Origin of the sequence: Terrimonas ginsenosidimutans, from assembly GCF_022012415.1 — a bacterium.
Lineage (GTDB): Bacteria > Bacteroidota > Bacteroidia > Chitinophagales > Chitinophagaceae > Terrimonas_A > Terrimonas_A ginsenosidimutans.
On the sequence record NZ_JAKLTR010000011.1, the window covers coordinates 174,463 to 195,210 of the forward strand.

Consider the following 20,748-nt stretch of genomic DNA (forward strand, 5'->3'; position numbering starts at 1 on the left):
GGTAATGAAATTTAATAAATAATAAATGGACAATACGGTTGAAAAGGAAATCCGGTTAAGTGATCTGTTCCGGCATATCAAACCTTTTCTGAGATTTTTCCTGTCACGCTTGCTCTTGATGCTTCTTGCAATCGCATTAGGCATAGGGTTAGGTCTAGTGTACTATTATAAACAAAAGCCCCGTTTCGAATCTGTCTGCACCTTCATGATAGAAGACAAGCAGCCATCAATGGGAGGACTTGGCGGAATTGCCAGCCAATTCGGATTCGATCTCGGAGGCCTTAGCGGTGGTGGAAGCCTCTTCTCGGGGGAAAATATTTTTGAAATTCTTCGTTCAAAAAGAATCGTTAACAAAGTATTGTTATCGAAAGTTGATTCAGTTCAGCCTGCAGGTATGACACTGGCTGATCTTTATCTCACTTTTTCTGATGAAGGGAAGAAGATCAGAAAAAAGCCGCAGCTTGCTTCCGTCAATTTCAATAGCGTGGCATCTTCTCTCACTCCATTGCAGGATACTGTTCTAAATATTATTTATAATAAGATAGTAAAAAAGAGCCTGATTGTTGACCGCGTAAGTAAAAGAGGAAACCTGACGAAGGTGCAGATCGATGCCTCAGACCGCAAATTTGCCATCCTGATGTCTCAAAGAATTGTTGAAGAGGCAATGAGTCTTTATGTACATATTAAAGTCGGGAATGCAAAGATGAATATTTCGAGAATGCAAGTGCGTGCGGATTCTTTGCTGATGTTGTTGAATGGCAAATATTATTCCGCGGCAGTTGCGCAGACGCTTGATGCGAACCCTGGTATTGCCTCTTCCCGAGTGCCTGCGGAACTTGCCTTACGGGACCGGGGAGTGATATCGACGTTGTATTCGGAAGTGGTTAAGAATCTTGAGGCGAGTAAAATGTTGCTTTCTCAGCAAACTCCTGTTATAGAGATCATAGACTACCCAAGTATATCGACTGAAGACAACCTGGTATCGCCGGTGGTCACTTGCTTTATAGGTGTGTTTGCGCTGAGTTTTCTAGCCTTCGTTACAATCTTTGTTCAATACTTAATAAGATACAAACACTAAATTCAATAGAATAATGAACCTGGATCATAAGACATTATTGATCACCGGAGGAACGGGCTCTTTCGGTAAGGCTTTTGCGAAATATGTTTTAACAAAATGGCCGAATATCAAGCGGTTGGTAATTTATTCACGCGATGAACAAAAGCAGTTTCAGATGGCTTTTGAATTTCCGATACAAAAGTATCCGCAGATACGCTTTTTGATCGGGGACGTTCGGGATCTTGACCGTTTAAAAAGAGCATGCCACGGGATAGATTATATCATTCATGCCGCGGCAATGAAGCATGTCCATATTGCTGAATACAACCCTGATGAATGCGTGAAAACCAATATCGGTGGCGCGGAAAATGTTATCAGAGCTGCGCTTGAAGCAGGTGTGGAAAAGGTCGTGGCGCTTTCAACAGACAAAGCTTGTGCGCCAATCAATTTGTATGGTGCTACAAAACTGGCTTCGGACAAATTATTTATAGCTGCAAACAATATAAAGGGGGATAAAAAACTTACCTTCTCAGTGGTCCGCTATGGAAATGTGATGGGCTCAAACGGGTCTGTAATGCCATTCTTTATGAAAAAGGCAAAAGAAGGCTTGATCCCGATCACTGATCCGCATATGACCCGTTTCAATATTTCCCTGAAAGAAGGTGTGGAAATGGTACTTCATGCGCTGGAAACGGCATGGGGAGGAGAATTGTTCGTGCCAAAAATTCCTTCCTATAAGATTATGGATGTTGCGAGAGCGATTGCTCCAAACGCAGAATACAAAGTGATTGGTATCAGGCCGGGTGAAAAGATACATGAAGAGATGATCACTTCTTCCGATTCATTTGTGACATATGACCTTGGTAAGTATTATGCGATTCTTCCCCAGTTGCCAATCTGGGATCTTTCGGATTTTCTTGCTCATTTCAAGGCGACAAAAGTAGAGAATGGGTTTTTCTATAACTCTGGGACCAATACAGAATGGTTAGATGTGGAATCTATCCGAAATCTTATAAATGAACATATCGACGATCAATACCAATTTAACTGATAGCCTTTTATACAATGAAACCAATTCCTTACGGCCGGCAGCACATTACGGAGGAAGACCTTGCTGCAGTTGTCAATGCCCTGAAATCTGATTTTTTGACACAAGGCCCGGCCATTCCCGAGTTCGAGGCAGCATTTGCGGCCTATATAGGATGTAAGTTTGCTGTTGCTGTTAACAATGGAACCGCTGCCCTTCATCTTGCCGCACTTGCGATTGGAGTGAATGAGAACAGCCATGTCATCACAACACCTGTCACCTTTGCTGCTTCTGCGAACTGTGTCAGATACTGCGGAGGAAAAGTTTCCTTTGTGGATATTGATTCAGAGACCGCACTGATGGATATCGATAAGCTGGAAGCTCTGTTAAAAGCTTCGCCCAGGGGAACGTATAGTGGCATCATTCCCGTTGACTTTGCAGGATATCCCATCAATGCAGAACAGTTCAGAGCCCTGGCAGACGAATACGGTTTATGGATCATTGAGGACGCCTGTCACGCCCCCGGCGCCTTTTTTATAGATAAGAACGGCGAAAAGCAGATCAGTGGTAACGGAAGGTTCTCTGAAATGGCTATATATTCTTTTCATCCTGTAAAGCATATCGCCTGTGGTGAAGGTGGGATGATCACTACCAATGATGAAGAATTGTACAAAAAACTTCAGTTGTTGCGTACACATGGTATCACAAAAGATCCCAGCATCATGGAGGAGAATGACGGAGGTTGGTATTATGAAATGGTGGATCTTGGGTATAACTACAGGCTCACCGATTTTCAGGCGGCGCTTGGGTCTTCACAACTGAAAAGGGCGGATAACGGCCTGGCAGCAAGAAAGGCGATTGCCAAAAAATATGATGCAGCGTTTGCCGGTACAACGATACGGCCGTTACAGCCTCATCCACAGGATGGGCATGCCTATCATTTGTATGTGATCAGGGTAGATGATAGAAAAGGATTGTACGACCATCTCAGGCGCAAAGACATATTTGCGCAGGTTCACTATATCCCAGTGCATACATTGCCTTACTATCAATCACTGGGATTCAAACAGGGAGATTTTCCAGTGGCTGAGAAATATTACAGCCAGTGTCTCAGCCTGCCAATGTATCCGACGCTGACACATGAAGAACAGGAATTTGTTATCAATGAGGTAAAATCTTTCGGGAAATGATAAAAGCAGATGTGTATACATTAAAGGCTCCTTTCGAGCTGATAATGGAAGAGCAGATCATTGACCCTTCACAATTAGGACCGACGGAGCTGATCGCCAAAACAGTTTATTCAGTTGTATCTCCCGGTACTGAGGTTGCTGCTTATTCAGGTGCATCGCCTTTACGCCCCATGAAAGTATATCCGCGTGTGGTGGGTTATTGCAATATAGCACGTGTGGAGTTTACGGGAACGGGTGTTTCCAGTGTATCTTCAGGGGACTATATACTTACATTCCAGTCGCACAGGACTTATTTTAAAATAAACGAAAGCGAATGTATTCTGAAGTTTGATCAGGGATCTCCTTTAAAGAAGTTGACAGCAACATATCTGTATCATCTAGGATACGCTGCGCTTCTTTCAGGTGAAGCAAAGCCTGGCTATACAGTCGGGATCATCGGAGCCGGTACCTTAGGGTATACTTCTTATGAGCTTTCAGCGGCATGTGGCTTTAATACGGTGATTTTTTCAGCACAAAAGGAATTGGTCAGCACGTTCAAAAACAATGGTATAAAGGGATGCTTGAAAGATAATGAAGCTGTTTCATCTTCTTTGAAGAATTTAAATACGGATGGTTTTGATATTGTAATTAATACATCCAATTCATGGCATGATTGGCTACTCGCGCTTCAGATTGTCAGAAAATCAGGTAGTGTAATCAATCTCGGGTTTCCTGGCAGAGACCAGCCAATTCCCGATTTCAATCCACTTGATTCACGTTATCTGTATGATAAGCAGATAACGATCAAAAGTACAGGGCATATGCCTGACCTGGATATAAGTGCTTCAGACCTCCGGTTTACGGTAAAAAGAAATATGCAGTATCTCGCAGGCCTGATCACCGAAAACAGACTGGATCCATCTTTCATCATTTCGTCGGTTTCGCCATTCAGCGAACTGGATGCGGAGTATAAAAAAATGTTGAAAAGGGACGGTATTTTTTTTACCTCTTTACTTGAATGGGAATGATATTAAGATCGGCCATTATTGGATTGGGCCGTATGGGTGCTCAGCCATCCATCAGGCTTGAAGGAAAAATATGCGCTGGCTGGCTCCCGGTGTCGCATGCAGAAGCAATTTTATCAGTTCCCGGACTGTCGCTTTCTGCGATGTGTGATAATGATGAAGAACGACGAAACACCTATAGTGCGTATTACAATGTAAAGAATATATTCGCGGACTATGAAGAAATGCTTGGTGCAATCAGACCGGATATTTTATCAATCGCCACCAGGACGGATATTCGTTGTGATGTGATCCGTAAAGCCGTGTCTGCCGGAGTAAAAGGCATTTATGCTGAAAAGCCGATCAGCAGAAGCGTGGCAGATTGCAAAGACGCTATCTCTGCCATCCGGTCTGGAAACGTTAAACTTGTTTATGGTGCCACGCGGCGAGCAATGGATATTTACAGGAAAGCAAAAAAGATCTGCTGGTCTGGCGAGTTGGGAGATGTTCAGCATATCAGTACGGAATTTGGACGCGCGGCACTGTTATGGACACTACCGCATGCTACCGATCTTATCCTTTTTTTCAGTAATTCACATGTATGGAAAGAAGTTCAAGGGAATTGCCGGATAAACCAGGCAAGCTATAAGCATGATCGTGATGAGCTGGATGATGACCCAATTGTAAATAATGCATATTTCAGTTTTGACAATGGCATATCGGCGTCTATGATTCCGGGAGATGGGCTGAATGTCCGCATATTCTGTTCCAAAGGGATACTAACAGTTAATGGGGACGGCCACCACATCGAGATATCCAGAGAAGGAAACTTTCCTAATTACTTCCACAAATCAGAGATCATTACTGTTGATCCGTTATTAAGCGGAACACAAAGAATTTTTACAGCCTTAAAAAATGCAGTGGTCTCAGATTCTGAAGTAAGTATTGTAACAGCTGAAGAAATTCTTGCCGGTCAGGAACTTCTTTTTGGCATTGTTCAATCATTCCTGGCAAAGGGTAGGATCATCACCCCCGGCGAGCTAAACGAAAACTTTGTCATTACGGGGAGATCAGGAGATTTTTATGCATAAGCAAAGTGATAAAGGCCGGGTGATATTCCGTACCGTAGGAAGTAACAAAATTGGTTTAGGTCATATTGTACGAAGCATGGCCGTTGCGGACCTGGTTAAGTACGATTTTAAACCTGTTTTCTGGCTAAACAGACCAGATGATATTATCATCAATATGATCACTCCTTTTTATGATGTCAGGGTTTTCGATTTTGCCAATAACAGGCAAGAGATTGAAGAAATCCCGTCTGAACTGACGCCTGATGATATACTTGTATTGGACGGCTACCAGTTTGACAGCGAATATCAGCAAGCGTTAAAACGCGAAGTAAAAAAAATGGTTTGTATTGATGATCTGGCGCACACGCATTTTTGGGCTGATATTGTTATCAACCATGGTCACAGTGAGCGGGTGAAACGTTATGAAACCGAGGCCTATACACGTTTGTTAACCGGCGCCGATTATGTAATCCTGCGAGAACCTTTTATGAGGGCAGCACGCGAAGTCCGCGCTGAGATAGAGGTGATTGATACCATTTTTATCTGCATGGGCGGTGCGGATCCATTCAATGCTACAAATAAAGTTCTCTGTTCTTCCATAAAGGTGGATTTTATCAAGAGGATAATCGTGGTAACAGGAAGTGCCTATTCATTTGGCGATGAAATGCAACAGATCATTGAAAGATCGAAAACGGATAAGGAAATAATTATCAGGAAGAGTATTAGTGCAGATGAAATGGTGAGCCTGATCCATGATGCGCAGATTGCAGTTTGCCCGGCTAGTTCGGTTTCGCTGGAAGTAATAAGCGTTAAATGTGGGCTAATGACAGGAATGGTTGTCGATAACCAGCTGGCCATTCATGACATGATCACAGAATCTGGCTGCGCGGTGTCTGTTGGTGATTTTAACAACATTGACAGCTATGAACTTTCTTTAAAACTGGCGGCCATGAATGATACAAAACTGGTGAATGAGCTGCTTGATAAGCAGGCAAGATTTATTGACGGTCAGTCCGGAAATCGAATACTTAATGAATTCAAAGCGTTTGCCTGATGTTGAGATTCAGATTAGCCGAATTGAATGATGCAGATCTTTATTATAGGTGGTCTAATGAAAAGCAGACCAGGCAGAATTCATACAATCAGGACGTTATCCCTTATGAATCTCATATAAAATGGTTCGAGGAAAGAATCAGATCTGACGATGCGTATATGTATCTTTTTTTGAATGAACAGGATATAGCTATCGGCCAGGTAAGGATTGAGAGGAGTAAGGGCCCGGATGCGGGCATGGCAGTCATAGGTTTGAGTGTCGACAGTGAGCAGAGAGGGAAAGCATATAGTGCAGAAATGTTGCAGATTGCTACAGCTGATTTCTTAAGTAAGAATGCCGGCTACTCAATTCACGCATATGTATTTGTGTCAAATGAGGCTTCGTACAAAAGCTTTCTTAGAGCCGGGTACAAATTGATTGAAAAAAAGCTTGAGAAAGGAATATTAAGTTATATACTGGAAAAAAAGAGTTAATGAAACACGATATCCAAATAGGAGGATTAACAATAGGCGATCAACACAGGCCTTTCATCATAGCAGAAATGAGTGGTAATCATAATCAATCACTTGAACGTGCGTTGCAGATTGTGGATGCAGCAGCTGACGCTGGTGCTGATGCTATCAAGCTTCAAACCTATACGGCTGATACGATTACAGTGGAAGGCGCATTTACTATCCATGATGAGAACTCTTTATGGAATGGGAGGGAGTTATATGACCTGTATAAACAAGCGTATACCCCTTGGGAATGGCATAAGCCGATTTTTGAGCATGCTGCGAAAAGAGGGTTGATGGCGTTCAGCTCGCCATTTGACGAGACAGCGGTTGAATTTCTTGAGTCGTTGAACGTGCCGGCTTATAAGATCGCGTCTTTCGAGAACACGGACTGGACGTTGTTGAAGAAGGTGGCTGAAACCGGAAGGCCGGTGATCATGTCAACCGGCGTTTCGCAAATCTCCGATATTGATGAATCCGTAAGAATTTTAAAAGGAAATGGTTGCAAAGATCTGGTGATATTGAAATGCACCAGCACATATCCCGCTACGCCGGAAAATACCAATCTCCTTACCATTCCGCATATGGCTGATCTGTTCAATTGTCATGTTGGCTTATCTGATCATACGATGGGTATTGGCGCTGCTGTTGCCGCTGTTGCACTTGGTGCCCGCGTCATAGAAAAGCATTTTACTCTAAGAAGGGCAGATGGCGGTGTTGATTCAGCTTTCTCTCTGGAGCCTGAAGAATTGAAGGCACTGGTAACGGAGACAAAAACAGGATTTCTGGCGCTCGGCAATATTCAATATGGCATTCAGAAATCCGAAGAAAAAAACATTCAGTTCAAAAGATCCTTGTATGCTATCAGGGATATTCAACAGGGGGAGTTATTCACTACTGAAAATGTGCAGTCAAAGCGACCGGCACTGGGATTGCACACACGTTATTACGACCAGGTGCTCGGCAAAAAAGCTACTGGTTTCATAAAGAAAGGTACGCCAATTCAGTGGGGGCTGTTATCAAACGCATGAGTTGTATTGCAATTATTCCGGCAAGGGGAGGAAGCAAAAGAATCCCGCGAAAGAATATCAAGCATTTTCTTGGTAAGCCCATCATCGCGTATTCGATTGAAGCAGCCTTAACTTCAAACTGCTTCGATGAAGTGATGGTTTCTACAGATGATATAGAGATTGCTGAAGTTGCTAAGGCGTATGGCGCCATAGTCCCTTTTCTAAGAAGTAAAGGAACTGCAGATGATCATGCAACAACCGCAGCCGTTGTTTCTGAGGTTCTGCGAGATTATGAGATCAACTTCAGGCGTTCTTTTAATGCCTTTAGCTGTATTTACCCAACAGCTCCTTTTGTTACTGCGGCCAAATTGAAAGAAGCGTATTCTTATCTGACAAAAGACTCTGTAAAGTCTGTTGTGCCGGTCGTGGGATTCAGCTTTCCAATTATGCGATCCTTCAAGATAGAGAACGACCGGTTATTCTTCAATTGGCCGGAATACAACCTTATACGCTCACAGGATATCCCGCCTGCCTATCATGATTCTGGTCAGTTCTATTTTGTAAAGACGGCATCATTCAATGAAGAGGGTATTTTTTTTACGGACAGCACTGTACCGATTATCTTAGATGAACTTCATGCGCAGGACATAGATAACGAGAGCGATTGGCAGATCGCGGAAATGAAATACAGAATAATAAATGATTTATGATCGGCATTATTAATTACGGTATGGGCAACCTCGCCTCCGTCAGGAATGCGCTGGAACATCTTTCTATCCCATGCAAAATAGTGACAGACGCCACGGAGCTGCGAGAGGCGGATAAACTTATACTCCCCGGTGTCGGCGCTTTTGGGATGGCAATGGATAATTTGAACCGATCAGGTCTTTCAGATGAAATACGTGAACTTGTGCTGGTAAAAAAGAAGCCGATTCTTGGGATCTGCCTCGGTATGCAGTTGTTGCTTGATCAGAGTGTCGAGCACGGTGTGCACAATGGCTTGTCTATCGTAAACGGCGAAGTGTTGTTTTTCGGAGAGGTAGTAAAAGATCAGCCAATTCCACATATGGGCTGGAACGATGTAGAAGTGAAAAATAATGCTGTATTGTTTAATGGAATTGAATCACCATCTTCCTACTATTTTGTTCATAGCTATTATTGCGCATTGAAAAGACATGAGGATGTTGCAGCAGTAACGGACTACGGCATTAATTTCCACAGCAGTATTGAGAGTGGCCATATTTTTGGTTGTCAGTTCCATCCAGAAAAAAGTCAGCAAAAAGGCCTGTGTATATTTAAGAATTTTAATTCGCTTTGATCAATGCTTAAGACCCGGTTGATCCCTGTCCTGTACATAAAGAACGGCCTAATCGTTCGCAGTGAAGGATTTGAATATCACCAGAATATCGGAAATATAATTAATCAGGCCAGCCGGTATAATGAGTGGGATGTTGATGAGTTGATCTATATAGATATCAGTCATCAGAAAGAGTATGATCTCAGGCGTGATGATCATAAAATAAAATCATATTCCTCAATCGAAGAAATTATAAAACAGATTTCAAAAATCTGCTTCATGCCTTTAACATTTGGAGGGGGCATCAGGACGATTGAGGACATTGATCTGCGTATTCAGAATGGTGCTGATAAGATCAGCATTAACACAGAGGCGTTGCTAAATATTGATATAGTTAAAAAAGCATCTCTGAAATACGGTAATCAATGTGTAGTTATTTCTGTTGATTACAGAATAATCGACAATGAACCTGTTGTGTTTTCACATTATGGCCAAAAAAACACCGGTATTAATTTATTGACATGGATCCGCCGTTGTGAAGAAGCGGGTGCAGGAGAGATCTTCATCAATGCCATCGACAGAGATGGTATGGCGAACGGATATGATACTGAAACTATAAAAAAGGTTGCGAAAGAAACATCACTGCCAATTATTGCATGTGGAGGGGCCGGCGATCCTTATGATTTTGTAGACCTCGCATCAGAAGTAAAAATATCAGGCATTGCGGCAGGGAATATTTTTCACTTCACTGAGCGAAGCTATCCACGAGCAAAGCAATTACTTAAAAAAAGCAACATAAATGTCAGATAAAGAAATTTCAGAAGCAGCGCTTGCTCTTCCAAAAATGCGGTATTGCAAGAAATGTGTCTATCCCGCCAGTTCAGCCGTGCCATTGGCATTTGATGAAGACGGAATATGCTCAGGTTGCCGTACCTCAAGTCAAAGCATCAGCATCGATTGGAATCGGAGACAGAAGCTTTTTGAGCGACTCATCGAAGACTATCGTTCGAAAGACGGATCCAACTATGATTGTATCATTCCTGTTAGTGGGGGGAAAGACAGTTACTGGCAGATACATATTATCAAGTCCTATGGGCTGAATCCATTGCTTGTTACTTATCATGGAAATAATTACACTCCAACGGGGATGAAAAACCTGCTTAACATGCGGGAAGCATTCGGATGTGATCATATCTTTTTTACACCAAGCATTGATGTATTGAAGGCAATGAACAGATTGGGCCAGGTGATCATGGGAGATATGAATTGGCATGCCCACGCGGGTATTTTCACTTATCCGATCAGAGTAGCGGTGCAGCAAAATGTTCCCCTGATGATCTGGGGCGAACATGGTTTTATGGATTTGGGAGGAATGCATTCTTACAATGATCTTGTTGAGTTTACTTACCGGTACCGGCATGAACATTGTCTCAGAGGATATGAATGGACAGATTTTGTTGACGCTGCCGCGAAATACGGCGAGAAGATTGAAAAGAAAGATATGTTCACCTGGATGTATCCTTCTGATGAAGAGATTGAAAGAGTAGGAGTAAGGGGTATTTATATTTCTAATTTTTTCAAGTGGGATGCCAATTCACATGGGCCATTAATGAAAGAAAAATATGGCTTTCTGGAGGCCGAGGAACCTTTCGAAAGAACTTACCGTACAATGTCCAATCTGGACGATATGCATGAAAACGGAATCCATGATTATATGAAATTTGTAAAGTTCGGGTACGGACGTGCATCAGATCATGTTTGTAAGGATATAAGAGCTGGTCTGATGACAAGGGAGGAAGGGGTTAAGATCATACAGGAGCGAGACCCGGTGAAATCAAGAGATCTGCAACGTTGGTTAAAATATGTCGGCTGGAGTGAAGAGAAATTTGACTATGAGGCTGACCGTTTCCGGGACCCCCGGGTGTGGTGGATCCAGGAGGGACTGTGGTATAAAAATGATATCACCGGAATTCCGGGATGCTATGGTAAAGTGCATTTAAATGCTGAAGAGCAGAAAAGATATAAATCGATATAACCGGACAGTGAGAAATTTTGATCATTTTTCTGAGGTAGACAATTATTTTGCTCAATTGTTTCTTGAAGAAGATAACGCTTTTTCTAAAGTGATCTACAGGGATGCGCCGGTAGGGCTTGCCCTGCAGCACAATTTGTATGACTATTTCAGGCGTTTTGTTTTCGCAGCCCAATCACGTGGCTCGTTATTTCAGCGACTTGCGTTTAAGGTTCGGACATATGGGTGGGATCACCGGATCAAGTTCCTTATGAATCGGGCAATTGCAAGCTCTTCTCACGGGAATATTAGAGGAAGAATCGTTTTTTTTGCAGATAATTTCGTGCCGAGGATACTGGACGACTTTTTGAAAGTGATCGTGAAAATGGATAGCCGGAAAGTAGCTTTCTGCACTTCAGATTATCGGGCATATTCTTACATAAAAAAAAACAAGAGAGCAAATTATCCTGTAATTCTGTTTGGCGGAAAATCAAAACGAAGAAATATAGCTGCTAAAAAGCAGGCCGTTCAGGATCTTGAGCTTCAGGTTTATCCCATCCTCGAAAAGGAGTTTGGCTATCTCGCGGCAAAAATGCGCAATATCATTAAAGCCAATCTCAATATCCTTACAGATTATTATGACTTATTCTACGACCAGTTGGATGAATTGAAACCGGAAAAAATCGTACTTGGTAGTGATGGTTTTTCTGTTTCAAGGGTGATCTGTTTTGCTGCCCGGCAATTAGGAATAGAGACATGCGTACTACAACACGGATTTATTGATTCGCAGAATGGCTACCTTCCTCTTATTGCGGATAATTTGTTTTGCTGGTCAGTTTACGAAAAAAAGTTCTTTGAGAGAAAAGGCGTGTCCTCTGAACGGTTATTTGTTGCCGGGTCTCCGAGGTTTGAAAATACAAGCTGGTTGCAAGGGCAAACTGATCCGAAAAGTGCAGATGAACTACTGTTTGTTATTTGCCCGGGTATCCCGCAGGATGTATATGATCAGATAGATCAGATAAGGGATATTGGCAGTCAGTTGAAAACAGGGTATAAGATCCGTGTAAGGCCGCATCCGTATTATAAAGACCTGGCAGTTTCTTATTTTAAAACGAAACAGATTGACAATGCAGTCTTGGATGAAGACCCATTCTTGCAGTCGATAAACCAATCCAGTCTCGTTGTTTTCGGTAATGTTTCGACGGGCGTATTCGAAACCGTGGGTTTGGGTAGAAGTGTATATATACTTTCGGGGACTCAGAACAAGTTTGATATATATGGCTTTCCGCGTATCGAAAAATCACTTTTATTGAAAGGGTTGAACGAAGGTGTTTCTTTAATAAAAGAATACGATATTCTGAATGCGCCAATGGCCGGATCCGCATCTCTTGTCGGTGCAGAATCTTCATCTGTTATTGCTGATATGCTAATTGCGCATAAAGGTGCCACATCGAATTTATGAGTCTAGTAATCAGGATCGCGTCAATTACGAAAAAGTACGGCACTAACTTCATCGCGAATATCTTTCAGCAATGTCTTCGGTTCATCATCATGTATATGGCGGCAAAGCAACTCGGTCCGAAAGAATTCGGCATTGTAAGCCTGCTGATAATGATCAGTAGCTATCTGATGAATGCTAATTTTGGAGCCGTCAACGGATTAAAAAGACAGATTCCTGTGTCTTATTCAAGACAAGGAGAAAATGTTGCCCGCGACGCCTTCTATTCGGTCTTCAATTTTAATATCGTAAGCACACTTGTTGTGTCGCTGGTAGTGGCAGGCATACTGTTATTGCGCACGGACTACGATATATTTACCTGTGCTGTCCTGGTATTGCTTTCGCTTTCCGTTAATGTTTATTTTAGTGTACAGACATATTTCACTGCGACCGCAAGCTGGAAGGATTTGTTCAAGTTGCAGTTGACCTGCGGCCTGTTGTTAGTTGGGGCGCTGGTGAGTTTATTCTTTTCGGACTACCTGATTTTATTGCTGGCATATTCAGGCGCTTTTCTTTTTGCAAGTCTTCGTTTCTTTCTAAAGGCGCCGGTCCGTTTCTCGTTCGATAGCCAGATAGTCCGTGACAATATATATATCGGGTTTCCCATTATGATTGCCGGATTGATCTACTTTCTGTTCCAGACAACAGACAGATTGATCATTTCCCGCTACTATTTGAAAGAAGAGTTTGGATTCTATTCATTTGCATGGCTACTTGCCATGTCTTTAAATCTGATAGTAAGCCTGGCTTCAGAGTTGATTCTGCAGCGTGCGGCAAGCCGCTATGCAGGTGAATTTTACAATAACCAGATATTCCGGTTCCTGCTCCGGTATTCATTATTGGTTCAGGCCGGACTTGTGATACTGGCAGCTATACTTATTACAGGTGCATATTATGTTTTACCGGTTTATCTCACCGACTATGTAGCAGCCCTACCGGTGATACGCAATATCCTGATCGCGTATGTTATACAACAGCTTGGTCTTACAGCCGGTAACTATTACCTGATTGTGGGAAGGCAGAGGGTGTATAATATACTGCTGGTAATCGCTTGTGTCCTGAATGCAGGGCTATTGTTGGGCATTATCTTTTTCAGCAGGATACGCCCGTCCATTGAGCAGATGAGCTCGTTCTATATTATTAGCAGCGTTTTGTACATTATTGTGCTTTACATACCCTTACGAAAACAGCTTTTCTCTAAATGAACATTTCTGCAAACACTGGAATGAAAGTTTCCGGCACACTGCTGATCCTTATCGCTTTACTGCTCGGTCTTGCCATCGTTGCACATCTCTCCACCAGTGCATTCCTTGGTATGTACCTTGGAATGTTCCTTTTATTGTTGATTCCGGTATTTATACAGTTGAAAGGGTGGTGGGTGCCGTTGATAATCGGACTCATTATCCTGTTACCGGGTCCGCTGGATCGTACGCTGATTGCAGTGCAGTTGACACCGGAAGAAGGATATAATCCGTATGGGCTTTTTTCGGTGATCGATATACTGATGTTTCTTTCAATTGTTATCCATTTTGCATACGAAAGAAATTTGAAAGGTAGCTTTGACGCAACAGTAAACTATCTTACGCTTTGTCTGATGGCTATTACGGTCTTAGCCTGCATTTCAACAATTTTTTCCGCATTTAATTCTTCTACGTTCTATTTGCCAATGGCTTTGCGTGGGATCTTTTACAGCATAAGGTTCCTGCTGGTATTTGCATGGGTCAAGCTTTTTTTTAAGGACATCTCCTATGTCAGGCAGATGCCTTATGCTATATTTATTATCACGCTGGGTTTTGTACTACTCGCTGTTTTATCTCCATCGGATAATTATGAAGGTGGTAACCGTTTGTCTGTGGCAACCTATGGCGTAAACACATTTGGCCATTTGCTTACATTTGTTTCTCTATTGTGTATCCCTTTCATTTCACATTTTTATGCAAGTAAGCGGTATATGATGTTTCTGCTTGCGCTCGGCTCCCTCGTGATATGTTTTACTTTCCAGCTGATGTCGGCTAACCGTATGAGCTTTGGATTGCTTCTTATGGGCGCGGGCATCTATTATCTATACCTTCCGATACCTTTTCGGAAAAAGATGCGTCTTGCTTTTTTTATGCTGACAGGTCTCGTGATGTGCGTAGGTGTTTTTTTTGTCTTTAAGCCTGATCTTTTTGAACGGATCTTCGGTATTTTTCAGCTGGTCAGTGGCGAGAATGCATTGGAAGATGTAAAAGAATTGCAGGCAAGGTTTGTGGTATGGGGATTGAGCTACAACATGATTGTTGAACATCCTTTTCTTGGTGTGGGGCCAGGCCAGTGGAATTATCTAAAAGACTATTTTGGCACCATGCCTCCGTGGATGACATCCATTCTCGATCCACACAACGGCTATCTTTTATATGCATCGGAAATGGGGCTTATTTGCGTCATGATCTATTATAGTGTTATTTTCACCACCATCAGAAGAGGCATCAAAGCCTTTAAAATACTGAAGCAGCAGTATAAGATAAAACCTTCTGCTGACCTAAGTCTATATTTGTCATTCATTCTGATCCTGAATGTGATTATTGTTTGCTGGCTTTTATCAGATCTGACAAATGCGAGCGGCCTTAACATACGTGTTCAATCGCTGATGTGGTCATTGTGCAGCATTTGTTTTATAGCGCCGTCTCTGGCAAGAAAGTATATCCATAGTTTATGAAAATTGTTTTATGCCCGGTTTGCGGAAGCTCTGACGCAGAAAAGAATCTGTACAAGCCATTCGTTGTAGACTCGCTGTCTTACGAGATCGTCCGTTGTAAAAAATGCAGACACTATTTCACTTTCTTCAATGTGCCGGTCGATATAGATAAGTACTATGACGAAAAGGACTATACGGTCAAAGACACCCGTAACTCAGTTTTCTATAAGATTCAGGAGGCTGAGTATAAGAAAGTGCTGAAAAGGCTTGAGCAGCTGGCGCCCAAAGAAAGGGCGCTGATCGATTTTGGTGCAGGGAAAGGCCTCTTCCTTTCTTTCGCCGCAAATGCGGGTTATGAGGTTGCAGGAGTGGAAACCTCCACTCCGCGGGCTGAATATGCTAGAAAAGTATTCGACGTACAGATAAGCTCGGATTTCTATAGCGGGGGAGTGGTGTTCGGAAAAAGGTTTCCTGTTATCACAATGTTCCATGTTCTCGAACACATACCCGATGCAAAATCACTGCTTGGAAACCTGCTGAACGACAACCTTGATAATGATGGTGTGGCAGTTGTAGAAGTCCCGAATTTTGGTAGCTGGCAATCAAAATGGGGCCGCGAACGCTGGTTGCATATTGATATTCCAAGGCATGTCAGCCATTTTACCAGTGAATCTTTAACACGGCTGCTTGATTCACTAGGCTATAAAATAATAAGAAAAGATACCTTTTCCCTTCACCTGGGAATTATCGGAATGATCCAAACGATCATGTCAAAATTCGGCTACCGGGGATTCCTTATTGGTGATCTAAAGGCAAAAAAAAATATACGACTCATGGCCGGATTAATGGCAGCACTGCCATTTGCTTTTATACTGGAATGGTTCAGCAGCCTGACCGGCCGCGGAGGTGTGCTTAGATACTATGTAAGAAAAGAAGTAAAAGGATGAAAATTGCAATTATAGGATCAAGAGGCTATCCTTATGTATACAGTGGGTATGAAACGTTTGTTTCCGAGGTGGCACCGCGTTTAGTCGCTAAGGGAGTCGAAGTGCATGTGTACTGTCACAAGAAGTTATTCAAGGAACGACCAAAAGAAGTCAATGGTATCAGGCTTCATTATTTCTCCTCAATCAAATCCAAAAGCCTTAGCCAATGGTCTAACACGTTTCTTTGTACGATGCATGCGGTATTCTCAAAGTACGATGTGATATTATATGTTAACTCTGCCAATGGAATATTTGGCCCGCTGACAAGGATCTTTCGCAAACGTACCGCGATCAATGTAGACGGATTGGAATGGCTGCGGCCGAAATGGAAAGGACTCGGAGCAAAAGTATTTTACCTTTCGTCGAAAATGGCTACCCGTTGGATGGACAGGATTATCACAGATGCGGATGCCATGAAGGATGTTTATATCGAAGAATTTAAAACAGAATCTGTTGTTATTGCCTACGGCGCCAATATTCGTTATTCCCGTCAGCCAGAACTTATCAGTCAGTGGCAGTTAGAGAAAGACGGCTATTATCTCATTGTTGGACGTCTTATCCCTGATAACAACGCATTGCTGATATTGGAAGAGTTCATCAGGTCAGACTCAGGAAAAAAACTGGTTATTGTCGGAGATGTTCCTTATCAGGATGAGTATGCGACACGAATCAAGGCGATAAAAGATGCCCGGGTGATTTTTACAGGATATGTTAATGGCAGTGATCAATTGGCTGAACTATATCATAATTGTTTTGCCTATTTTCATGGGCATGAGTTTGGCGGAACCAACCCGACTTTGTTGAAGGCCCTTGCTTACGGCTGCGCGGTCATCGCACTGGACACGAAATTCAGCCGGGAGGTATTGAAAAGTGAAGAGCATGGTGTCTATTTCTCAAAAGATAAGGATGACCTTTGTCAGTTGATCCGTGAGATTGAAAAAAAACCTGAAAAACTTGCAACTTTGAAGGGAAAGTCACGTTTACGTATTACAGAAAATTATACTTGGGAGAAGATTACTGGCCAATATTTCGACTTATTTCAAGAGATGTATACATCGCAAAAATAATTTGACGTAGAAACCATTTAATGTTCCCGTAAAAACCACCGGAACCGCGCGAACAATAATTCCCGATTTTATTCTTATTTATAAAGCAACGAATAATTCAGTTACTTTGTCATGATTCCCGCTGGTGAAGACCAATTATTAAACCTTACATAACCTTTATCTGATGCAAAAAATCTATAACCCTTCCACCAGGGCGAAAATCACGTTGGACTTTTTGTTCATCAGCTTGATCTGTGTTTTTTTACAGAATGGGTTTAAAGTGCCTTCAAATGAGTTTCTTTCCAGCACGCATGTATTACTGACCTGTATCACGACTGGTTGCTGGTTTTTCTGCGGACGGGCAATGGGACTTTACAAGGATTACCGGGCCACGCCCTTCTCATATGAGTGGATAGTCTTCCTGAAAACCATGATCATCTATTTTCTTCTCACCTCTTTCATTTTTTCGCAACTTGTATCAGCATATCGTTTCGGACTTTCTCAATTGGCTTTTCATTGTGCCTGGATATTCGTGTTGTTGCCAGTTCAGAAATTGGCGATCCGGGTATTTTTCAAAAGACTTCGAAACAGTAAGCAGGTGAGACGAAAGGTATTGATTGTAGGAGCCGGAGATTCGGGAGTGAACTTTTATCAGCAATATGTGAAGGATAATCATTATGGTTATGCGCTGACCGGGTTTATTGACGATACCACAAATCCACTTGTAAACGGTCATTATCTTGGCAAAACCGCTGATATAGACGAGATCATTGCGAACTATGAACTCGATGATATTGTCGTAGCCATGCCGATCAACGATGATATTCAACTCAGCAAGATCATCAAAGCAGGCGAAAGGGAAGGTAAACGGGTTAAGATTATACCTCATTACCAACGATTTAGCGCGGGTAGAATTCATGTGGGCACCCTAGGTTCTCTCCCCATCATTACCCTTCGCTCACTCCCGCTGGATGTAACCGATAACAAGGTTTATAAAAGATCTTTTGATATCATTTTCGCGGGCCTGGTAACAATCCTTATCCTAAGTTGGCTGATCCCCATCATCAGCCTGGCAATAAAATTTACCTCCAAAGGGCCTGTTTTCTTTAAACAGGAGCGTTGGGGGTTAAATAACAAGCCGATTGTTTGTTATAAATTCAGGACCATGGTACATAACAGCCGTGATCTTGATGAAAGTGGCAAGTACCAGCAGGCTAAAAAGAACGACCCCCGGATCACGAAAATCGGCGCTTTTCTCCGGAAAACCAGTCTTGATGAGATGCCTCAGTTCCTCAATGTGCTGCTGGGCTCGATGTCTGTTGTAGGCCCACGCCCCCATCCGGTTCCACTAAATATACAATCTAAAGACAGTGTCGAAAATTATATGATGCGCCATTGGGTCAAACCCGGCATCACAGGTTGGGCCCAAACAAACGGATACCGTGGTGAAACGCGCAAACCTTACCTAATGCAAAAAAGGGTTGAATTTGACGTTTGGTACATGGAGAACTGGACGTTCTGGCTCGATCTCCAGATCATTCTTCAAACTCTCGTCAATATGGTGAAAACTGAAAAGAACGCTTATTAATCACCGCTTTTCCCCTTCGTCTCCTATATAAACCCAATCGAAATGCCGAAACGTGTCGCATTCGGCTTGCTGTTGATAATGGCAGCAGGTCATTCATATTCCCAAAACCTTCCTGTTGGTAGTCAAGTGTTAGAAGATGCCCTTCGCCGGCTGCAGATCACGGGAGAAAGGCCAACAGATATATCCTACACTATCAGACCGGTTTCTGCATATGCTGCCGGTGATGCCGATTCTATATATAATCTTCTGCAGTGGGCAGGAGGCAATGGGCCTAAAACCGCTAATTTCGCCCACGGAAAAGGCAGCCTGGTCATTCTTCCCGCAACCATCCGCCAGCAATTCAATTCGCACCATCCCTACGGCTGGAATGACGGATCCATGATCCAGGCAAAAGGATATCAAACACAGATATCTGCGGGGATTTACACAAAACTCGGCCCGCTCAGCATTCAATTCAGGCCAGAATTTGTGTATGCACAGAACGCAAACTTTGAACAATTTCCCGGATGGCAGAATGATAGTTTATGGCGCGACTATTACTACATCCTGAACAGGATAGATAATCCTGAAAAATTCGGAAATGGCAGTTACACAAAAGTGTTTCCTGGCCAATCCAGTGTCCGGTTCAACTATAAAAAGCTTTCACTTGGGGTTTCAACTGAGAATCTCTGGTGGGGCCCAGGTATACGTAATTCCCTGCTGATGAGCAATACGGCGCCAGGCTTTCCTCATATTACGTTCAACACAACGGCCCCGGTAAAAACAGGCATCGGCTCATTCGAATGGCAGATCGTAAGTGGAATGACCAAAGGCTCAGGTATTCTTCCACAGGATACGGCCAGAACTTTCGATGGCTTATCGCTCTACCAGCCTAAACAGGAAGACAGCAAGCGATATATGAACGGGATGACGATAACCTGGCAACCTAAATGGACAAAAGGTCTCTACCTTGGTTTCTCAAGAATGTTCTATCTCTACAACTCTGATGTAGATAAGTCGTTTGATGGCTATCTCCCTATCTTCGGTACTTTCTTCAAAGGCGCCACCAACGGGGAAGATGAAAAGCGCAGGGACCAACTCCTGTCATTATTTGCCAGACTCGTACTCCCGAAAGAGAAAGCAGAATTCTATGCAGAGTTTGGCCGAAACGATCATTCGCAAAACTTTACTGATGCAGTGCTTGAACCTGAGCATGCACGCGCTTATATCGTCGGCGGAAGGAAAATCATCACAACTCCAAAGAATCTGGATATTGAAGTAATGTTTGAACTCACCCAGCTGGAAAATTCCCCAACGGCATGGCTTCGCGCACAGGAAGGCTGGTATACACATTACCAGGTTAGACATGGTTACACTCATCGCGGCCAGGTGATCGGAGCGGGTATCGGACCCGGCTCCAATAGTCAGACCATCGGGATCAGTTGGTTAAAAGGGATCGAAAAGATTGGCTTTACCGTTGAGCGGGTGGTAAGAAATAATGATTACTATTATCGCGCTTTTCAACGGCTTCAGAACCCACGTTTTCACTGGGTGGACATGTCGTTGAATGCGTATAAAGACTGGTATTATAAACGCCTTTTATTCTCAGCGAATCTTTCATTTGTCCGTTCCTTCAATTACCAGTGGAGGTATCAGCATGACGCAGCGGGCGAGGAAGTGTATACTAATGTAAATCAGCTACACGCCGGTCTATCTGTTTCCTATATGTTTTGATAATAATTGCAATTCTCCCCATAAAAAAAGCCGTGGATCATCCACGG

19 protein-coding genes are annotated in these 20,748 nt (G+C 42.9%); all 19 read left to right on the top strand.

Translation table 11 applies throughout. From position 1 onward, the window contains the following. Positions 1 to 25: 25 nt before the first annotated feature. The 19 genes from LZZ85_RS17345 to LZZ85_RS17435 all read left to right on the top strand — a co-directional run bounded on the left by LZZ85_RS17345 (position 26) and on the right by LZZ85_RS17435 (position 20,701). Positions 26 to 1,078: a hypothetical protein gene (locus LZZ85_RS17345; protein ID WP_237874603.1), complete on the top strand. Its 1,053-nt coding sequence runs from the start codon at positions 26 to 28 to the stop codon at positions 1,076 to 1,078. A 13-nt stretch (positions 1,079 to 1,091) separates the two neighbouring features. Then, positions 1,092 to 2,108, top strand: coding sequence for a UDP-N-acetylglucosamine 4,6-dehydratase (inverting) (gene pseB, locus LZZ85_RS17350; RefSeq protein ID WP_237874604.1), 1,017 nt, complete (start codon positions 1,092 to 1,094; stop codon positions 2,106 to 2,108). Between the two features lie 14 nt (positions 2,109 to 2,122). Further along, positions 2,123 to 3,274, top strand: coding sequence for a UDP-4-amino-4,6-dideoxy-N-acetyl-beta-L-altrosamine transaminase (gene pseC / locus LZZ85_RS17355; protein WP_237874605.1), 1,152 nt, complete (start codon positions 2,123 to 2,125; stop codon positions 3,272 to 3,274). Next, the gene (locus LZZ85_RS17360) at positions 3,271 to 4,281 is read left to right on the top strand and encodes a zinc-binding dehydrogenase (RefSeq protein ID WP_237874606.1); all 1,011 of its coding nucleotides are present in this window, start codon (positions 3,271 to 3,273) and stop codon (positions 4,279 to 4,281) included. Before pseC ends, LZZ85_RS17360 begins: the two co-directional genes overlap by 4 nt. Beyond that, complete coding sequence (locus LZZ85_RS17365; RefSeq protein WP_237874607.1) at positions 4,272 to 5,348, top strand: Gfo/Idh/MocA family protein; 1,077 nt, start codon at positions 4,272 to 4,274, stop codon at positions 5,346 to 5,348. Before LZZ85_RS17360 ends, LZZ85_RS17365 begins: the two co-directional genes overlap by 10 nt. Continuing rightward, entirely contained in the window at positions 5,341 to 6,381 is a 1,041-nt protein-coding gene (pseG, locus tag LZZ85_RS17370; RefSeq protein WP_237874608.1) for a UDP-2,4-diacetamido-2,4,6-trideoxy-beta-L-altropyranose hydrolase, read from the top strand. Before LZZ85_RS17365 ends, pseG begins: the two co-directional genes overlap by 8 nt. Continuing rightward, on the top strand, positions 6,381 to 6,854 hold the full coding sequence (locus LZZ85_RS17375; protein WP_237874609.1) for a GNAT family N-acetyltransferase: 474 nt from the start codon (positions 6,381 to 6,383) through the stop codon (positions 6,852 to 6,854). Before pseG ends, LZZ85_RS17375 begins: the two co-directional genes overlap by 1 nt. Beyond that, positions 6,854 to 7,906 carry a pseudaminic acid synthase gene (pseI, locus tag LZZ85_RS17380; RefSeq protein ID WP_237874610.1) on the top strand — a complete coding sequence of 351 codons (1,053 nt, stop codon included), beginning with the start codon at positions 6,854 to 6,856 and terminating at the stop codon, positions 7,904 to 7,906. The genes LZZ85_RS17375 and pseI overlap by 1 nt, the downstream gene beginning before the upstream one ends. After that, positions 7,903 to 8,595, top strand: coding sequence for a pseudaminic acid cytidylyltransferase (gene pseF, locus LZZ85_RS17385; RefSeq protein ID WP_237874611.1), 693 nt, complete (start codon positions 7,903 to 7,905; stop codon positions 8,593 to 8,595). The genes pseI and pseF overlap by 4 nt, the downstream gene beginning before the upstream one ends. After that, positions 8,592 to 9,203 (top strand): imidazole glycerol phosphate synthase subunit HisH, encoded by a 612-nt coding sequence (gene hisH, locus LZZ85_RS17390; protein ID WP_237874612.1) that lies wholly within the window; start codon positions 8,592 to 8,594, stop codon positions 9,201 to 9,203. Before pseF ends, hisH begins: the two co-directional genes overlap by 4 nt. A 3-nt stretch (positions 9,204 to 9,206) precedes the next feature. Then, on the top strand, positions 9,207 to 9,992 hold the full coding sequence (hisF, locus tag LZZ85_RS17395) for an imidazole glycerol phosphate synthase subunit HisF (protein WP_237874613.1): 786 nt from the start codon (positions 9,207 to 9,209) through the stop codon (positions 9,990 to 9,992). Next, positions 9,982 to 11,217 (top strand): N-acetyl sugar amidotransferase, encoded by a 1,236-nt coding sequence (locus tag LZZ85_RS17400; protein ID WP_237874614.1) that lies wholly within the window; start codon positions 9,982 to 9,984, stop codon positions 11,215 to 11,217. Before hisF ends, LZZ85_RS17400 begins: the two co-directional genes overlap by 11 nt. A gap of 7 nt (positions 11,218 to 11,224) precedes the next feature. After that, positions 11,225 to 12,655: a hypothetical protein gene (locus LZZ85_RS17405; RefSeq protein WP_237874615.1), complete on the top strand. Its 1,431-nt coding sequence runs from the start codon at positions 11,225 to 11,227 to the stop codon at positions 12,653 to 12,655. Continuing rightward, positions 12,652 to 13,896 carry a lipopolysaccharide biosynthesis protein gene (locus LZZ85_RS17410; protein WP_237874616.1) on the top strand — a complete coding sequence of 415 codons (1,245 nt, stop codon included), beginning with the start codon at positions 12,652 to 12,654 and terminating at the stop codon, positions 13,894 to 13,896. Before LZZ85_RS17405 ends, LZZ85_RS17410 begins: the two co-directional genes overlap by 4 nt. Beyond that, positions 13,893 to 15,389 (top strand): O-antigen ligase family protein, encoded by a 1,497-nt coding sequence (locus tag LZZ85_RS17415; RefSeq protein ID WP_237874617.1) that lies wholly within the window; start codon positions 13,893 to 13,895, stop codon positions 15,387 to 15,389. The genes LZZ85_RS17410 and LZZ85_RS17415 overlap by 4 nt, the downstream gene beginning before the upstream one ends. Further along, a complete protein-coding gene (locus tag LZZ85_RS17420) occupies positions 15,386 to 16,315 on the top strand; it encodes a class I SAM-dependent methyltransferase (RefSeq protein WP_237874618.1) in 930 nt (309 codons plus the stop codon). Before LZZ85_RS17415 ends, LZZ85_RS17420 begins: the two co-directional genes overlap by 4 nt. Then, positions 16,312 to 17,421 (top strand): glycosyltransferase, encoded by a 1,110-nt coding sequence (locus LZZ85_RS17425; RefSeq protein ID WP_237874619.1) that lies wholly within the window; start codon positions 16,312 to 16,314, stop codon positions 17,419 to 17,421. The genes LZZ85_RS17420 and LZZ85_RS17425 overlap by 4 nt, the downstream gene beginning before the upstream one ends. 163 nt (positions 17,422 to 17,584) lie before the next feature. Beyond that, positions 17,585 to 18,988, top strand: a complete 1,404-nt coding sequence (locus LZZ85_RS17430; protein ID WP_237874620.1) for an undecaprenyl-phosphate glucose phosphotransferase — start codon at positions 17,585 to 17,587, stop codon at positions 18,986 to 18,988. Positions 18,989 to 19,030: 42 nt separating this feature from the next. Beyond that, positions 19,031 to 20,701 (top strand): capsule assembly Wzi family protein, encoded by a 1,671-nt coding sequence (locus tag LZZ85_RS17435; protein ID WP_237874621.1) that lies wholly within the window; start codon positions 19,031 to 19,033, stop codon positions 20,699 to 20,701. Positions 20,702 to 20,748 lie beyond the last annotated feature (47 nt).

Excerpts from the sequence above, each read along its gene's own strand:
- LZZ85_RS17400 (WP_237874614.1), top strand. The coding sequence starts at position 9,982 with ATGTCAGATAAAGAAATTTCAGAAGCAGCGCTTGCTCTTCCAAAAATG.
- LZZ85_RS17415 (WP_237874617.1), top strand. The coding sequence starts at position 13,893 with ATGAACATTTCTGCAAACACTGGAATGAAAGTTTCCGGCACACTGCTG.
- pseI (WP_237874610.1), top strand. The coding sequence starts at position 6,854 with ATGAAACACGATATCCAAATAGGAGGATTAACAATAGGCGATCAACAC.
- hisF (WP_237874613.1), top strand. The coding sequence starts at position 9,207 with ATGCTTAAGACCCGGTTGATCCCTGTCCTGTACATAAAGAACGGCCTA.
- LZZ85_RS17420 (WP_237874618.1), top strand. The coding sequence starts at position 15,386 with ATGAAAATTGTTTTATGCCCGGTTTGCGGAAGCTCTGACGCAGAAAAG.
- LZZ85_RS17375 (WP_237874609.1), top strand. The coding sequence starts at position 6,381 with ATGTTGAGATTCAGATTAGCCGAATTGAATGATGCAGATCTTTATTAT.
- pseB (WP_237874604.1), top strand. The coding sequence starts at position 1,092 with ATGAACCTGGATCATAAGACATTATTGATCACCGGAGGAACGGGCTCT.
- LZZ85_RS17435 (WP_237874621.1), top strand. The coding sequence starts at position 19,031 with ATGCCGAAACGTGTCGCATTCGGCTTGCTGTTGATAATGGCAGCAGGT.
- LZZ85_RS17425 (WP_237874619.1), top strand. The coding sequence starts at position 16,312 with ATGAAAATTGCAATTATAGGATCAAGAGGCTATCCTTATGTATACAGT.
- hisH (WP_237874612.1), top strand. The coding sequence starts at position 8,592 with ATGATCGGCATTATTAATTACGGTATGGGCAACCTCGCCTCCGTCAGG.
- pseC (WP_237874605.1), top strand. The coding sequence starts at position 2,123 with ATGAAACCAATTCCTTACGGCCGGCAGCACATTACGGAGGAAGACCTT.
- LZZ85_RS17410 (WP_237874616.1), top strand. The coding sequence starts at position 12,652 with ATGAGTCTAGTAATCAGGATCGCGTCAATTACGAAAAAGTACGGCACT.
- LZZ85_RS17345 (WP_237874603.1), top strand. The coding sequence starts at position 26 with ATGGACAATACGGTTGAAAAGGAAATCCGGTTAAGTGATCTGTTCCGG.
- pseG (WP_237874608.1), top strand. The coding sequence starts at position 5,341 with ATGCATAAGCAAAGTGATAAAGGCCGGGTGATATTCCGTACCGTAGGA.
- LZZ85_RS17430 (WP_237874620.1), top strand. The coding sequence starts at position 17,585 with ATGCAAAAAATCTATAACCCTTCCACCAGGGCGAAAATCACGTTGGAC.
- pseF (WP_237874611.1), top strand. The coding sequence starts at position 7,903 with ATGAGTTGTATTGCAATTATTCCGGCAAGGGGAGGAAGCAAAAGAATC.
- LZZ85_RS17365 (WP_237874607.1), top strand. The coding sequence starts at position 4,272 with ATGGGAATGATATTAAGATCGGCCATTATTGGATTGGGCCGTATGGGT.
- LZZ85_RS17360 (WP_237874606.1), top strand. The coding sequence starts at position 3,271 with ATGATAAAAGCAGATGTGTATACATTAAAGGCTCCTTTCGAGCTGATA.